The 12,954-nt window shown below is 62.2% G+C and carries 11 protein-coding genes; 9 read left to right on the top strand and 2 right to left on the bottom strand.

Annotated elements, in window-relative coordinates; all coding sequences use genetic code 11:
* Nucleotides 1-7 precede the first annotated feature (7 nt).
* The gene (iolG, locus tag O0882_RS13710; protein ID WP_289949199.1) at nucleotides 8-1,000 is read right to left on the bottom strand and encodes an inositol 2-dehydrogenase; all 993 of its coding nucleotides are present in this window, start codon (nucleotides 998-1,000) and stop codon (nucleotides 8-10) included.
* Nucleotides 993-1,859: a MurR/RpiR family transcriptional regulator gene (locus O0882_RS13705; protein WP_289948774.1), complete on the bottom strand. Its 867-nt coding sequence runs from the start codon at nucleotides 1,857-1,859 to the stop codon at nucleotides 993-995. Before O0882_RS13705 ends, iolG begins: the two co-directional genes overlap by 8 nt.
* A gap of 260 nt (nucleotides 1,860-2,119) precedes the next feature.
* Here O0882_RS13705 and O0882_RS13700 point away from each other — a divergent pair, with 260 nt between their 5' ends.
* From O0882_RS13700 to O0882_RS13660, 9 genes are all read left to right on the top strand, one after another.
* Entirely contained in the window at nucleotides 2,120-3,124 is a 1,005-nt protein-coding gene (locus O0882_RS13700) for a sugar ABC transporter substrate-binding protein (RefSeq protein ID WP_289949197.1), read from the top strand.
* Between the two features lie 170 nt (nucleotides 3,125-3,294).
* Nucleotides 3,295-4,416 carry an ABC transporter permease gene (locus O0882_RS13695; protein WP_071078420.1) on the top strand — a complete coding sequence of 374 codons (1,122 nt, stop codon included), beginning with the start codon at nucleotides 3,295-3,297 and terminating at the stop codon, nucleotides 4,414-4,416.
* A gap of 3 nt (nucleotides 4,417-4,419) precedes the next feature.
* A complete protein-coding gene (locus O0882_RS13690; RefSeq protein ID WP_289948773.1) occupies nucleotides 4,420-5,205 on the top strand; it encodes an ATP-binding cassette domain-containing protein in 786 nt (261 codons plus the stop codon).
* Nucleotides 5,206-5,213: 8 nt separating this feature from the next.
* Entirely contained in the window at nucleotides 5,214-7,160 is a 1,947-nt protein-coding gene (gene iolC / locus O0882_RS13685; protein ID WP_289948772.1) for a 5-dehydro-2-deoxygluconokinase, read from the top strand.
* On the top strand, nucleotides 7,157-8,986 hold the full coding sequence (gene iolD / locus O0882_RS13680; RefSeq protein ID WP_289948769.1) for a 3D-(3,5/4)-trihydroxycyclohexane-1,2-dione acylhydrolase (decyclizing): 1,830 nt from the start codon (nucleotides 7,157-7,159) through the stop codon (nucleotides 8,984-8,986). Before iolC ends, iolD begins: the two co-directional genes overlap by 4 nt.
* Nucleotide 8,987: 1 nt before the next feature.
* Nucleotides 8,988-9,902, top strand: coding sequence for a myo-inosose-2 dehydratase (gene iolE / locus O0882_RS13675; protein WP_289948766.1), 915 nt, complete (start codon nucleotides 8,988-8,990; stop codon nucleotides 9,900-9,902).
* Nucleotides 9,899-10,696, top strand: a complete 798-nt coding sequence (gene iolB, locus O0882_RS13670) for a 5-deoxy-glucuronate isomerase (protein ID WP_289948764.1) — start codon at nucleotides 9,899-9,901, stop codon at nucleotides 10,694-10,696. The genes iolE and iolB overlap by 4 nt, the downstream gene beginning before the upstream one ends.
* A 13-nt stretch (nucleotides 10,697-10,709) precedes the next feature.
* On the top strand, nucleotides 10,710-12,209 hold the full coding sequence (locus O0882_RS13665) for a CoA-acylating methylmalonate-semialdehyde dehydrogenase (protein WP_289948762.1): 1,500 nt from the start codon (nucleotides 10,710-10,712) through the stop codon (nucleotides 12,207-12,209).
* 64 nt (nucleotides 12,210-12,273) lie between these two features.
* On the top strand, nucleotides 12,274-12,912 hold the full coding sequence (locus O0882_RS13660) for an ANTAR domain-containing protein (RefSeq protein ID WP_099759608.1): 639 nt from the start codon (nucleotides 12,274-12,276) through the stop codon (nucleotides 12,910-12,912).
* The last annotated feature ends 42 nt before the right edge of the window (nucleotides 12,913-12,954 follow it).

Genomic DNA, 12,954 nt, shown 5'->3' with positions numbered 1-12,954 from the left:
TATAAAGTTACGACGCCAGGGTCACGACACGACCCTCGCGCCACGACAGGGTAGCGGCTTCGGCCAGTTCCAGTGCCTTCAAGCCATCGTGGACGGTGGTGCGCAGCGGCGTGCCGTGGCTGAGGGCGTCAAAGAAATGCGCCATTTCCTGTGCGTAAGCCACGCGATAACGTTCCAGGAAAAAATCTTCCGGCCTGTCCACGCTGACGTTCACAGCACCATAGGCCGTCACTTCCGTCGGCTTGTGGTTGCCCGCTTGCAGCATGCCGGCGCTGCCCAGCACCTCGAAGCGCTGGTCGTAGCCGTAGGCGGCGCGGCGCGAGGCATTGATCTGGCACAAACGTCCCTTCGCCGTGCGGATGGTGACGACGGCCGTGTCCAGATCGCCCGCCTCGCCGATGGCCGGATCGACCAGGCAGCTGCCCGTGGCGTGCACGCTGACGGCTTCATCGTCGAGTATCCAGCGGAAGATGTCGAAATCGTGGATCAGCATATCCTTGAAGATGCCGCCCGACACCTTGATGTAGCTGACCGGTGGCGGGCCCGGATCGCGGCTCGTCACAATGAGCAACTCCGGCGTGCCGATTTCGCCCGCCTCAATCCGTGTCTTGACGGCATTGAAAGTGGGATCATAGCGGCGCTGGAAGCCCAGCATGCACATGACCTTGGCTTCCTTGACGGCGGCGGCGCAGGCGCGCGCCCGGTCCAGCGTCAAATCGACGGGTTTTTCGCAAAAGATGGCCTTGCCGGCGGCGGCCGAACGCAGGATCAGGTCCGCGTGTGTGTCCGTGCTGGAAGCGATGACGACGGCCTTGACGGCCGGGTCGGCCAGCGCCGCTTCCACCGTGGCGCTGCTGCCACCATGCAAGTCGGCCAGCGCGGCCGCCGCTTCCTGGTTGACGTCGACCACGTACTTGAACTGCACGCCGGGTTGGGCAGCCAGGTTGGCCGCGTGGATTTTGCCGATGCGTCCGGCGCCGAACAACGCTACTTCAATCATCATGTTCTCCTGGGGTGTGGATTTCTTCGATGTCGAGCTCTAATTTATATGCCAGCGCGATGAACAGCGCCTGGCACAGGCAGATGGTGCTGGTCAGCGAGCGGAAGGCGAAGGCGCTGCCCTCGGTGACGGTGAGCAGCGCGTCGGCGGTCCGCGCGAGCGGGGCCAACTTGCTGTCGGTAATCACCAGGACCTTGGCGCCCTTGTCTTGCGCCGCCTTGATGCACTGCTGGGTTTCCTTGCCGTAAGGCGAGAAACTGATGGCGATCGCCACATCGCGTTCGCGCACGCTGCGCATCTGTTCGCGGTGCATGCCGCCCAGTCCGCTGATCAGGTGCACGCGCTTGTCCGTGTGTTCCAGCGCGTAGGCGATGTAGGAGGCGATCGGGAAGGACCGGCGCACGCCGATCACATAGATATTGTCCGCTTTTAACAGCAGATTGACGGCCGCTTCCAGCTGCGCGTCGTCGAGTCCTGCCGCCAGGTCGTCCAGGCCGGCACGGCTGGCGCCGACGAATTCGCGCGTCAGGTCGCCTGCGCTGAGGGCGGCGTCGCGCGTGGAAATGAGCTTGCGGATGCGCTGCTGGTAATCGGGCGTGGCGCCGGCCTGGTCCGTGTAAGCCTGGCGGAACACATCTTGCATTTCGGAAAAGCCCGTGTAGCCGAAGCGCTGCGCGAAACGCACGATGGCGGACGGCTGCACGTCGCAAGCGGTGGCGATGTCGCTGATGCGTTCGAGCATCAGGCTGGCCCGGTGCTTTTCAATGTATTGGGCGATGACTTTCAACTGGCGCGACAGATTGTCGTACTCGGCGGCGATGTGTTGCATCAGTTGTTCGATGGGGGCGGTGGCTGCCATGTTGTTTCCTTTGGGCTGGTTCTGGCGAGAATTATAGGAGCGAATCACAAAAATAGAAATGATTTTCTATTTAAATTTATTTTGAAAATTTTATTGCATTTGTCTTTTTTGTGGCCTAAGCTGTGCGCAGTGCATCGGGTCTTGCCGGCTTTCCGGCTCCCCGTTGACACGCTTCAAAAGCTGGCAACTATAAAAATTAATCCTTCAAGGAGACATTCATGCAAAGCAATAAGCGTAAGGGATTTCTGAAGAGCCTGGCCATGCTGGGCCTCGGCCTGGGACTGGGTCTGGGCATGAACGCCAGCCACGCGGCGGGCGAGAAATTCGTGTTGATCAGCCATGCGCCGGATTCCGATTCCTGGTGGAATACGATCAAAAATTCTGTCAAGCAAGCAGGTGAAGACTTCAATGTCAGCGTCGACTACCGCAACCCGCCGAATGGCGACCTGGCCGACATGGCGCGCCTGGTCGAGCAATCGGCGGCCCGCAACTACGATGGCGTGATCGTCAGCATCGCCGATTTCAGCGTGCTGCAAAAACCGCTGGGCCTGGTGGCGGCGAAGAAAATCCCCTTCATCACGATCAACTCGGGCACCCTGGCGCAAAGCGAACAGCTGGGCGCCGTGATGCATGTGGGCCAGCCTGAATACGAGGCAGGCAAGGGCGCGGGCGAAAAAGCCAAGGCGGCCGGCATCAAATCCTTCGTCTGCGTCAACCACTACGCGACGAATCCGTCGTCGTTCGAGCGCTGCCGTGGTTTTGCCGATGCGATCGGCGTTGACTTCAAGGCGGCCACCCTGGATGCGGGCGAAGACCCGACCACCATCGAAAGCAAGCTGAGCGCCTTCCTGCGCAACAACCCGAAAACCCAGGCCGTGCTGGCGCTGGGCCCGACCTCGGCCCACGCTTCGCTGAAGGCGCTGGAAAAAATGGGCTTGAAGGGCAAGATGTGGTTCGCCACGTTCGACCTGTCCGATGAAATCTCGAAAGGCATCAAGGATGGCAGCATCCAGTTTGCCATCGACCAGCAACCCTACCTGCAAGGCTATATTCCCGTTGCCGTGCTGGCCATCATGAAGCAGGACAAGACTACGGACCTGGCCAAGGTACGCGAAAAGCTGATCAATAACGCCAAGTTCAAGGCGCGCCTGGCCGAGTATGGCCTGGCACCATCGTATGGCCCGCGCCATATCGGTTCCGGTCCTGGGTATGTCACCAAGGACAATATCGGCAAGGTGGAGAAATACGCCGGCCAGTTCCGTTAAGCACCCGCTTTTCATTTCAATCAATACCTTAGTCGTTGTCCCCGCGCGCAGGCCAAGCTTGCCGGCGCGCGGGTCCTGCCGCCCTGGAATTGTTGTCGAGGCTGGCAGGTTGCTATAAACAAGGGAGACATAGCATGAGTACCGTGAAATTCAGCGTGGAACAGGGCGGCATGGCCGCCTCGGGCACGCCGCCGCAAAAGCAGGGTGCCGATGAGCGCGTGGGGCAGGTCAGTTGGCTCAAGCGGCTGTTCAGCCGTCCCGAGTTCGCCTCGATCTCGGGCGCCATTCTGGTGTTCGCCTTCTTCATCCTGACGGCCGGCGACTCCGGCATGTTCAACCTCGACGGCGTGATCAACTGGGCGCAAGTGGCCGCCTACCTGGGCATCATCGCCATCGGCGCCTGCGTATTGATGATCGCCGGTGAATTCGACCTGTCGATCGGTTCCATGATCGGCTTTTCCGGCATGATGATCGCCATCCCTTCCGTGTATTTCCACTGGCCCGTGTGGGCCGCCATCCTGTTCGCCTTTGCCGGTTCGATGGCGCTGGGCTGGCTCAACGGCTACCTGGTCATCAAGACGCGCTTGCCGTCGTTTATCGTCACGCTGGCCTTTTTGTTCATCTTGCGCGGCCTGACCCTGGCTCTGTCCATCATGTTTGCCAACCGCACCATCGTCAGCGGCATCGGCGCGCTGGCCGCCGACGACTGGCTGGCCCTGACCCTGTTCCATGGCGAAGTGGGCACCTCGCTGTTCGCCTGGATGGCCAAGGCGGGCTGGATCACGGCGCTCGACAATGGCGCGCCGCTGGTCAAGGGCATCCCCAAGGTCATCGTCTGGTGGGCCGGCCTGGCGCTGGTGTCCGGCTTCGTCCTGGCCCGCACCCGCATCGGCAACTGGATCTTCGCCGTCGGCGGCGACGCCAACGCGGCCAAGAACGTGGGTGTGCCCGTGAAAACCATCAAGGTATCGCTGTTTGTCTTCACGGCCTTCTGCGCTTGCCTGTTTGCCACGTTGCAAGTATTTGACGTGGGCTCGGCCGCCGCAGACCGCGGCATGCAAAAGGAGTTCGAAGCCATCATCGCGGCCGTCATCGGCGGCGCCTTGTTGACGGGCGGCTACGGTTCCGTCGTCGGCGCCTGCTTCGGCGCGCTGATCTTCGGCGTGGTGCAGATCGGCATTACTTATACGAATATCAATTCGGACTGGTTCCGCGTCTTCCTCGGCGTCATGCTGCTGATCGCGGTACTGTTCAACAACTTTGTCCGTGCACGTGTCACGGAAGCGAGATAAGCCATGAGCGAATACATCCTTGCGCTGGAAAACATCAGCAAACGTTTCGGCTCCGTCATCGCCCTGCAAAATGTCACCCTGCGCTTGAAACCGGGCGAAGTGCATTGCCTGCTGGGTGACAATGGCGCCGGCAAGTCGACCCTGATCAAGACCCTGGCCGGCGTGCACCGGCCTACCAGCGGGCAATACCTGGTCGATGGCCAGCCCGTCTGCTTCAATTCGCCGAAGGAAGCGCTCGACCTGGGCGTGGCCACCGTCTATCAGGACCTGGCGCTGGTACCCTTGCTGTCCGTGGCGCGCAATTTCTTCATGGGCCGCGAGCCGATCAAAAAAATGTTCGGCGTGCTGCCCGTGATGGATATGGAGTATGCGGCCACCACGGCGCGCGACAAGCTGGCCGAAATGGGCATCATGGTGCGCGACCCGCACCAGGCCGTGGGCACCATGTCGGGCGGCGAGCGCCAGTGCCTGGCGATTGCCCGCGCCATCCACTTCGGCGCGCGCGTGCTGATCCTCGACGAGCCGACGGCCGCCCTGGGCGTGAAACAGTCGTTCAATGTGCTGAAACTGATCTACAAGGCGCGCGAACGGGGCTTGTCCGTGATCTTCATTACCCATAATGTGCACCACGCCTACCCGGTGGGCGACTCGTTCACCCTCTTGAACCGGGGCAAGTCGCTGGGCACTTACACCAAGGAAACCGTTTCCAAGGATGAAGTACTCGACATGATGGCGGGCGGTGCGGAAATGCAAACGCTGATGGCTGAACTCGACGGTGTCACGATTTAAGGATAACCATGAATAACCCGACACAATTTGCCCATGGCCGCGCGCTCGACGTGATTTGCCTGGGCCGCCTGGCGGTGGACCTGTATGCGCAGCAAATCGGCAGCCCCCTGGAAGACGCGACCAGTTTCGCCAAGTACCTGGGCGGCTCGTCGGCGAACATCGCCTTCGGCACGGCCCGCCTGGGCTTGAAATCGGCCATGCTGTCGAAAGTGGGCGACGACCACATGGGACGTTTCCTCACCGACACCTTGTCGAAGGAAGGCTGCGACGTCAGCCATGTCGGCATCGACCGCGACCGCCTGACGGCCCTCGTCATGCTGGGCATCAAAGATAAAAACACCTTCCCCCTGATTTTTTACAGGGAAAATTGCGCCGACATGGCCATCGACCTGGCGTCGGTGGATGCGGCCTTCATTGCCTCCAGCAAAGCGCTCCTGATCACCGGAACGCATTTTTCTTCCAGTGCCATGCACGCCGTCAGCACGCAAGCATTGAAACTGGCCCGCGCCAACAACGTGCGCACCGTGCTCGACATCGATTACCGGCCTGTGCTGTGGGGCTTGTCGGGCAAGGCGGACGGCGAAACGCGTTTCGTCTCGAACGACGGCGTGACCAGCCATTTGCAAGCGATCCTGCCGCAATTCGACTTGATCGTCGGCACGGAAGAGGAATTCATGATCGCTGGCGGCGGCGCGGAGATCATGGCGTCCCTGCGCGCCGTGCGGGCCGCCACCCTGGCCACCCTGGTCGTCAAGCGGGGCCCGCTGGGCAGCGCCGTCATCGACGCCACCATTCCGCAAAGCCTCGACGATGCCTATAACTACCGTGGCGTGCGCGTGGAAGTATTGAATGTGCTCGGTGCGGGCGACGCCTTTCTGTCCGGCTTCCTGAAAGGCTGGCTGCGCGGCGAGGATTACGAAGCGTGCTGCCGCTACGCGAATGGCTGCGGCGCCCTGGTCGTGTCGCGCCACGGCTGCGCGCCGGCCATGCCGTCGCCCGTCGAACTCGAGTATTTCCTCGCCAATGCGGCCAAGCTGACGCAACCGGACCAAGACGCGACCTTGTCGCGTTTGCACCGCACGACGGTCGCGCGCCAGCAATGGGACGAGCTGTGCGTGTTTGCGTTCGACCACCGCACGCAATTCTTTGAGCTGGCGCAACAAACGGGCGCGTCCGAATCGCGTATCTCGGCCTTGAAGCAATTGATGGTACAAGCCGTGGCGCAAACGGAAACGGCCTTGCAGCTGGCCGGCAAGACGGGCGTACTGATCGATGGCCGCTATGGCGTCGACGCGCTCAACGATGCGACGGGGCGGGGCTGGTGGATAGGCCGTCCCGTGGAATTGCCGGGCTCGAACCCGCTGCAATTCGACTGGGGCCGCTCCATCGGTTCGCATCTGATCAGCTGGCCGAAGGAACACGTCATCAAGTGCCTGGTGCAGCTGCACCCGGACGACGCCGTGGAAAACCGTCTGGAACAGGAAGCGCAAATCAAGGCCCTGTATGACGCGGCGCAAGTGAGCGGTCACGAACTGCTGTTGGAGGTGATCCCGTCGGAATCCCTGCCGCACAATGACGATACGGTCTTGCGCGCCGTCAAGCGCCTGTACAACCTGGGCATTTACCCGGAATGGTGGAAGCTGGAAAGCATGTCGGCCAAGCAATGGCAAGCCATCGATGCCCTCGTGCATGAGCGCGATCCGTATTGCCGTGGCGTTGTCTTGCTGGGCTTGAATGCGCCGATCGAAAGACTGGCTGCCAGTTTTGAGCAGGCCAGTGCCAGCACGACGTGCCGCGGCTTCATGGTGGGCCGCACCATCTTCCAGGAACCGAGCCGCCGCTGGCTGGCCGGTGAAATCGATGATGCAGGCCTGATCGCCGCCGTGCGCGCCAACTTCGAACAGCTCATCAGCTTGTGGCAACGCACGCGCAATCGGCTGGAGCGTGCGGCATGAGCGCCACCATCCGCTTGACCATGGCGCAGGCGCTGGTGCGCTATCTGTCGGTATTGCGTACCGATGACGGCCACCCCCTGTTCGGCGGCGCTTTCGCCATCTTTGGCCACGGCAATGTCGCTGGCCTGGGCGAAGCGCTGTACCAGTACCGCGACAGCTTCCCCACGTATCGGGCGCACAACGAGCAGGCGATGGCGCACGCGGCCATTGCCTACGCGAAAGCCCACATGCGCCGGCGCATGATGGCCGTCACCAGTTCCATCGGCCCGGGCGCGACGAATTTGCTGACGGCTGCCGCCCTGGCGCACGTGAATCGCTTGCCCGTGCTCTTGCTGCCGGGCGACGTATTTGTCTCGCGTGCGCCGGACCCGGTGCTGCAGCAGCTGGAAGATGGCGGCGACGGCAGCGTCTCGGTGAACGATGCGTTCAAGCCGCTGTCGCGTTACTTTGACCGCATTATCTATCCGGAACAGTTGCTCACCGCCTTGCCACGCGCCATTGCCGCCTTGACGGACCCGGCCGCCTGCGGTCCCGTTACCTTGTCGCTGCCGCAAGACGTGCAGACGATGGCGTATGACTATCCTGCCGATTTTTTCGAACCGCGCATCGTGCGTTTCCGCGCCTTGCCGCCCGTCGAGCAGGAGCTGGAAGAAGCGGCGCTGCTATTGAAAAACGCCAGACAGCCGCTGATCGTGGCCGGGGGCGGCGTGCTGTACGGCAAGGCCAGCGCCGCCCTGCAGGCGTTTGCCGAGCGCCACGGCATCCCTGTGGCGGAAACCCAGGCGGGCAAGAGCGCCTTGCCGTGGGATCATCCGCTGCAGCTGGGCGCCATCGGCGTGACGGGCTCGCCTGCCGCCAACAGCCTGGCTGCGGACGCGGACGTGGTGCTGGCCGTCGGCACGCGCTTGCAGGATTTCACCACGGGCTCGAACTCCCTGTTTGCGCAGGCGCAACTGGTCAGCCTGAACGTGAATGCCTTTGACGCCTTGAAGCGTCGTGGCCTGGGCTTGCAGGCGGACGCGACACTCGGCTTGCAGGGACTGTCGCGGCTGCTGGGCAGCTGGAACAGCGCGGGCCACTGGCTGGACCGGGCGCAGCAGGCGGGTAACGCCTGGCGCGCGACGGTGGCGTCCATCACCGGCCAGCGCGACGTCGCCGGCTTGCCGTATGACGGCGAAGTCATCGGCGCCGTGCAGCGTTCATCCATGGATTCCACCAGCCGCGACATCGTCGTCTGCGCGGCAGGCACCTTGCCGGCCGAACTGCACAAGCTGTGGCGCACGGAAACACCGGGCGGCTACCACATGGAATACGGCTACTCATGCATGGGCTATGAAATCGCCGGCGGCCTCGGCGTCAAGATGGCCAAGCCCGATGCCGAGGTGATCGTCATGGTGGGCGACGGCAGCTACCTGATGATGAATTCGGAAATCGCCACTTCCGTCATGCTGGACAAAAAGCTGATTATTGTCGTGCTCGACAACCGGGGCTACGGCTGCATCAACCGATTGCAGCAGGCGTGCGGCAATGCCTCGTTCAACAATATGTTGCCCGACAGCGCCCCCACCATCGACTTTGCCCTGCATGCGCGGTCGTTGGGCGCGCTCTCCGAACACGTTGGCAAAATCTCCGAACTGGAACAAGCCATGCTGCGCGCCCGCGCCGCACCGCGTACGTATCTGATCTGCATCAATACGGACGACACGCGCACGACAGAAGAGGGTGGTTGCTGGTGGGAAGTGGCCGTGCCCGAAGTCTCCACCCAGCCCGGCGTGCAAGCTGCGCGCGCCCGTTATGAACTTGACCGTCTGAAACAAAGGAATTGAGATGACTACCTGGAATGTCAAGATCGGCATCAACCCGATCTCGTGGATGAACGACGATTTACCCAGCCTGGGCGGCGAGACGCCCCTGGAGACAGCGCTGAAAGAGGGCGCCGAGATCGGCTACGTGGGTTTCGAGCTGGGCAACAAGTTTCCGAAAGATGCCCCGGCCCTGAACGCCGTGCTGGGCAAATACAATCTTGCCTGTGTTTCCGGCTGGTATTCGGGTCGCCTGGCGCACCGCTCGGTCGAAGAAGAGATCGCTTCTGTTGGCCCGCATTTACGGCTGCTTGCCGACAGCGGCGCGACCGTCATGGTGTACGGCGAAGTGGCCGACGCCATCCAGGGCGAAGCGCGCCCCCTGTACAAACGCCCCCGTTTCCAGACGCAGCAGCAATGGCAGGCCTATGCGGACAAATTGACGGTGTTTGCCAGGCACTTGCTCGATAACGGCGTGCGCCTGGCCTACCACCACCACATGGGCGCGTATGTGGAAACCCCGACGGACGTGGATCAGCTGATGGCCTTGACCGGGCCGGAAGTGGGCTTGCTGTTTGATACGGGGCATATCACGTTTGCCGGCGGCGATGCGCTGGCGGTTTTAAACAAGCATATCGACAGGATTTGCCACGTGCATTGCAAGGATGTGCGCCCGAACGTGGTGAAACTGGCCCGCAATGGCCACTGGAGTTTCCTGCAAGCCGTCATCAATGGCGCCTTCAGCGTGCCCGGCGACGGCAGCATCGACTTTCCGGCCATTTTGACGCGTTTGTATCTGCACGGCTACGAAGGCTGGCTGGTGGTGGAAGCGGAGCAAGACCCGGCCGTCGCCCCCAGCTATGAGTACGCGAAGATGGGCCACGACTACCTGGCCAATCTCGTCGATGCCATTCCCCGCCTGGGGCGGGAGGCGGCATGAGCCCGCTGCTGGTGAAAGCGGGGCAGGGACAGACCATCGTCGAAGTCACGCCCGAGTCGGCCGGCTGGACGCATGTGGGCTTTGCCGCGCATCGTCTGGCGGCCAGCGAATCGCTGAGCCTGCAGACGGGCAAGCGCGAACTGTGCATCGTCGTGCTGACGGGCACGGTCACCGTGCAGGCGGGCGAGCAGCGCTGGGAAGCCATCGGCAATCGCCAGAGCGTGTTTGACGACGTCTCGCCGTATGCCGTGTATGTGCCGCTGGAAACCACGGTCAGCATCACGGCCGTGAGCGCCGCCGAAGTGGCCCTGTGCAGCGCCCCGGCCACCACGCATCGCCCGGCGCGCCTGATCGAACCATCGAGCATGACGCGTTCCGTGCGCGGCAAGGGTGCGAATACCCGCTATGTGTGCGACATCCTGCCGCAGACAGCCGAGGCCGATGGCTTGCTGGTGGTGGAAGTGGTGACGCCGTCCGGCCACTCGTCCAGCTATCCGCCGCACAAGCATGATAGCGACAATGTGCCGCTGGAAAGTTCGCTGGAAGAAACGTATTACCACCGTCTGAACCCGGAGCAGGGCTTTGCCTACCAAAGAGTCTACACGGATGACCGTTCCATCGACGAAGCCATGGCCGTGGAAAACCACGACGTGGTGATGGTGCCCAGGGGTTACCACCCCGTCACCGTGCCGTATGGCTATGACGGCTATTACCTGAACGTGATGGCCGGCCCCAAGCGGGTCTGGCACTTTAAAAACGACCCGGCCCATGAGTGGCTGATGAATACCAAATAATCAAGGACAAGATATGACTACCCCGATGATCGGCCACTTTATTGGTGGCAATCCCATGGCTTCGCGCTCCGAGCGCACGAGCGACGTCTTCAATCCCGCCACGGGCGCCGTCACGGCGAAGGTGTCGCTGGCGACTGCTGCCGAGCTGAACGCGGCCGTGGCCGCCGCCCACGCGGCCTTTCCCGCCTGGTCGCAAACCTCGCCCCTGCGCCGCGCACGCGTCATGTTCAAGTTCAAGGAATTGCTGGAAGAACATGCGGATCAATTGGCTGCCCTGATCACGGCCGAACATGGCAAGGTGTTTACGGATGCGAAAGGGGAAGTGACGCGCGGCATCGAAGTGGTGGAGTTTGCCTGCGGCATTCCGCAGATGATGAAGGGCGAATACAGCGAGCAGGTGGCCGGCGGCATCGATGCCTGGTCGATCCGCCAGGCACTCGGTGTCTGCGTCGGCATCACGCCCTTCAATTTCCCCGTGATGGTGCCGATGTGGATGTTCCCGATGGCGATTGCCTGCGGCAATACGTTCGTACTCAAACCATCGGAGCGCGACCCGTCGGCCAGCCTGCTGCTGGCGCAGCTGTTGACGGACGCGGGCTTGCCCGATGGCGTCTTCAACGTGGTGCAGGGCGACAAGGAAGCCGTCGACGGCTTGCTGCACCATCCGGACGTGCGCGCCGTCAGCTTTGTCGGCTCCACGCCGATCGCCGAAACCATCTACGCCACCGGCTGCGCGCAGGGCAAGCGCGTGCAAGCGCTGGGTGGCGCCAAGAATCACATGGTCGTCATGCCGGACGCGGATATCCCGCAGACGGTCGATGCCCTGATGGGCGCCGCTTTCGGTTCGGCGGGCGAGCGCTGCATGGCCATTTCCGTCGTCGTAGCGGTCGGCAATGTCGCGGATCAATTGGTGGAAGCGCTGGTGCCGCGCATCGCCGCATTGAAAATCACGCAAGGCATGGATTTGAAGGCCGAGATGGGTCCCGTGGTGACGCAGGTGCACAAGGACAAAATTACCGGCTACATCGCCACCGGCGTCAGGGAAGGCGCCAAGCTGGTCAGTGATGGACGCGGTTTCGTGCTGCCCGGCCATGAAAATGGCTTTTTCCTTGGCGGCAGCCTGTTCGACCATGTCACGCCTGAAATGACCATCTATAAAGAGGAAATCTTCGGCCCTGTCCTGTGCATCGTGCGCGTACCCGATTTCGCCACGGCGCTGGACCTGGTCAACGCCCACGAATACGGCAACGGCACGGCGATTTACACGCGCGACGGCAACACGGCGCGCGAATACACGCACCGGGTGCAGGTGGGGATGGTCGGGGTGAATGTGCCGATTCCCGTGCCGATGGCTTTCCACAGCTTCGGCGGCTGGAAGCGCAGCCTGTTCGGCGACCACCACGCGCATGGCCCGGAATCGGTGCGTTTCTACACGAAGCAGAAGGCCGTGACGCAGCGCTGGCCAGCCTCGACGGCTGCTGGCGCCGAATTTGCCATGCCGACCCTGAAGTAAAACCCGCTGGTTCGCTTCTTGCTTACTGCAATGGTTAATCATTTAGCCATTGCAGATTGCTCCCATGACGTCCAGCCGTACCCAGCCTTTGCGCATCGTTGTCGTCAACACCATTGTCGAGCACGGCGTGCATGCGGACGCGGCATTGGCTGCCCAAGTGCTGCGCGGCAATGCCTTGCGCATCGGCTTGCTGGAATCTGGTTTCGACATCGTCGCCTCGCTGCCAGCCGACCTCTACCTTCCCGAGCGCATCGCGCAACTGCAGCCTGACCTCATCATCATCGATGCCGAATCGGACGCGCGCGACGTGCTCGAACACATCGTCATCGCCACACGCGACGAGCGCCGCCCCATCGTATTATTTACCGAAGACGGCGCCACGGCCAGCATCGACGCGGCCATGGCGGCCGGCGTCTCCGCCTACATCGTCGCCGGCCTGCAGGCCGAGCGCATCTTGCCCGTGCTGAATGTGGCGCTGGCGCGCTTTCGCCAGGAAGAAAAACTCCGCGCCGAATTGCTCGACACGCGGCACAAGCTGCTGGAACGCAAGGTGATCGAACGGGCCAAGGGCCTGCTGATGACGCATCAGGGCTTGACGGAAGAGCAGGCTTACCAGCGGCTGCGCAGCATGGCGATGAATAAAAAGCTGAAACTGGCGGAAATTGCCCAGCGCATCCTCGACGTGGAGGACTTGCTGGGATGAGTCGATGTGGTGCAATGCACCACATCAGTGCGTACTTGCCTG

Origin of the sequence: Janthinobacterium sp. SUN073, from assembly GCF_030397665.1 — a bacterium.
GTDB lineage: Bacteria > Pseudomonadota > Gammaproteobacteria > Burkholderiales > Burkholderiaceae_D > Janthinobacterium.
Note: the sequence above shows the minus strand (reverse complement) of the source record. Positions and strands in the feature narration are given on the sequence as shown.

Excerpts from the sequence above, each read along its gene's own strand:
- iolD (WP_289948769.1), top strand. The coding sequence starts at position 7,157 with ATGAGCGCCACCATCCGCTTGACCATGGCGCAGGCGCTGGTGCGCTAT.
- O0882_RS13665 (WP_289948762.1), top strand. The coding sequence starts at position 10,710 with ATGACTACCCCGATGATCGGCCACTTTATTGGTGGCAATCCCATGGCT.
- iolE (WP_289948766.1), top strand. The coding sequence starts at position 8,988 with ATGACTACCTGGAATGTCAAGATCGGCATCAACCCGATCTCGTGGATG.
- O0882_RS13705 (WP_289948774.1), bottom strand. The coding sequence starts at position 1,859 with ATGGCAGCCACCGCCCCCATCGAACAACTGATGCAACACATCGCCGCC.
- iolC (WP_289948772.1), top strand. The coding sequence starts at position 5,214 with ATGAATAACCCGACACAATTTGCCCATGGCCGCGCGCTCGACGTGATT.
- O0882_RS13700 (WP_289949197.1), top strand. The coding sequence starts at position 2,120 with ATGCTGGGCCTCGGCCTGGGACTGGGTCTGGGCATGAACGCCAGCCAC.
- iolB (WP_289948764.1), top strand. The coding sequence starts at position 9,899 with ATGAGCCCGCTGCTGGTGAAAGCGGGGCAGGGACAGACCATCGTCGAA.
- O0882_RS13660 (WP_099759608.1), top strand. The coding sequence starts at position 12,274 with ATGACGTCCAGCCGTACCCAGCCTTTGCGCATCGTTGTCGTCAACACC.
- iolG (WP_289949199.1), bottom strand. The coding sequence starts at position 1,000 with ATGATTGAAGTAGCGTTGTTCGGCGCCGGACGCATCGGCAAAATCCAC.
- O0882_RS13695 (WP_071078420.1), top strand. The coding sequence starts at position 3,295 with ATGGCCGCCTCGGGCACGCCGCCGCAAAAGCAGGGTGCCGATGAGCGC.
- O0882_RS13690 (WP_289948773.1), top strand. The coding sequence starts at position 4,420 with ATGAGCGAATACATCCTTGCGCTGGAAAACATCAGCAAACGTTTCGGC.